This window comes from Fulvivirga kasyanovii (assembly GCF_009711405.1).
Classification (GTDB): domain Bacteria; phylum Bacteroidota; class Bacteroidia; order Cytophagales; family Cyclobacteriaceae; genus Fulvivirga; species Fulvivirga kasyanovii.
The window spans coordinates 15309-16558 of the sequence record NZ_SMLW01000528.1; the positions used below are offsets into that span (position 1 = coordinate 15309).

Sequence of the window (1250 nt, forward strand, 5' to 3'; positions counted from 1 at the left end):
TTATACAATGTCTTAGCACATTAAGAAACATTAACGCTAACGACTGCAAAGATTAAAGGTTTGGAGAACAATTCAAGAAAAAGACCAAAAATTACAGGAGTGGCACCTCATTTTGGGAATGATGTGGTTTGGAATATGGAACTACGATAATGATGGTAACTGACTACTTAGGGCAAGCCGGGTGGTAATCGGTATTCAGTGTAAAGGTGATCGGTAAACTTGAGAACAATAGACCGTAAACGAGTAAACCGTGAATTATGAATTGTAAAAACTCCCGAAGCTCTGAGAGCTCCGGAAGTCTCTTTCACTTATGGCAACTCGTTATTTTCTATTTCGGCTTTTTCTGTTTTTCTGGTAAGTACAGACTGAGAGAGCCTGGAGTCACTTTCATAGCCCTTTTTAGACTTTTTACTGGCTCCCCTCGTCCCGGGAAGTAATCTATTCACGGCCTCAAAAGCTGAAATGGTCAGGCTTGGAGCAATACCATGAATAGCTTCGGCTAATTTTGCAGGGAAGCTAAGTGTTAATGAGCTGTCGCCATTTTCAAGGGCCTTAATGATCTGACTGGCGGCCTTTTCAGCACTCATAGAAACTACAGGCAAAGAATCAGAGATCTTAAACCATGCATATTCCTCTTCATGGCGCCCTTTTACATCAATATTCCTCGGGCTTCCCGTTCTCATTAATCCGGGGTACACGGTTGTGATCTTTATTTTATCTTTTTTCAATTCTGCTGTCATACCTTCCGAAAGGCCTGCTAGTGCGTATTTACTGGCATTATAGGGCAGCAGGTGTGGAAAACTGACTTTACCTCCAATAGAAACAATATTGACCACCCTGCCTCCTTTTCTCTTTTTCATACCAGGCAGCACTTCTTTCATTACATAAAAAGGCCCCCAGAAGTGAACTTTCATAGCATTTTCAAAGTCCTGCTCCGTCATAGTTTCCATTGGCCCTACCTGGATAATGCCGGCATTATTGATAAGTACGTCCACAGGCCCCATTATGCTTTCTGTTTCATCCATCATTGTCCTTATCTGCTCCTTATCGGTAATGTCACAGGGTATGGCCAAATAATTTTGGGTAATTGTAGACAATTCGTGTGCTGCAGCACTTAGTTCTTCCTCATCCCTTGCGCAAACAACTACCTTTGCCCCCTTTTCTGCCAATTGTCTGGCCATTACTATCCCTAAACCCCGGGAACCTCCGGTGATCAACACCACTTTATCCTTCAGATTGTATTTTGTAAT

At 42.5% G+C, this 1250-nt stretch carries 1 protein-coding gene; it reads right to left on the reverse strand.

Features of this window, described 5'->3' with window-relative positions; translation table 11 throughout:
• Positions 1–308 precede the first annotated feature (308 nt).
• Positions 309–1250: SDR family NAD(P)-dependent oxidoreductase (locus E1163_RS11770; RefSeq protein WP_155171898.1), on the reverse strand; the 942-nt coding region annotated here is incomplete at its 5' end.